Here is a 701-nt window from a genome sequence, read left to right as displayed (position 1 = left end):
TTGAGATTCCTGCAGAAGGGGTTTACCGACTCGACAACCACCTTTGGCTTTGGGTGGCTTCTAATGGAGGATTGTTTCATGCAGGTCCAAGTGAAAACATGCATTGGGTCGATTTGACTGGAACTGGTAGCGTATCTGCTGCTTATTCTAGAGGGGGTGATTCATATTCCATGAAAGGCACCACGGTCATGTTTGATATTGATAAAATCTTAAAAGTTGGGGGCTCTCAAAGTTATGGGAATAATACTCCTGCAAAAGAAAATGCTTTTGTAATTGATATTAATGTACCATTTAACACGGCTCCAAACGTTCAGCAAACTCCTGATATGGAGTTTGAAAGAACCATGCATAATAGTACCGTACTTCCTAATGGGCAAGTATTGGTTACTGGAGGTTTAGACCATGCCGAAGTATTCTCAGATAATGGCGCACAATTATATGCTGAGCTTTTTACACCTAATGGCGCTGGCACCAATGGAACCTGGGAAACACTTTCTTACATGGCTACTCCTCGTACCTACCATAGTGTCGCTATTTTATTAACCGATGGAACTGTCTTTTCAGGTGGTGGTGGACTAAGCCTAGATGCATTTAACCACTTTAATGGAGAGATTTTTTATCCTCCGTACCTTTTTGAAACAGATGGTTCATTCAAAGAAAGACCATACATCAATGCACCAGCTACTTCCAATTATAGCACA

At 41.4% G+C, this 701-nt stretch carries 1 protein-coding gene; it reads left to right on the top strand.

Going from position 1 to position 701, the window contains the following annotated elements:
- Positions 1-701: Kelch repeat-containing protein (locus tag RM520_RS15200; RefSeq protein ID WP_311388564.1), on the top strand; the 701-nt coding region annotated here is incomplete at both ends.

Source organism: Croceitalea vernalis (genome assembly GCF_031846405.1).
Lineage (GTDB): Bacteria > Bacteroidota > Bacteroidia > Flavobacteriales > Flavobacteriaceae > Croceitalea > Croceitalea vernalis.
The sequence above is the reverse complement of the archived record's forward strand: the minus strand, read 5'-3'. Positions and strand labels throughout refer to the sequence as shown.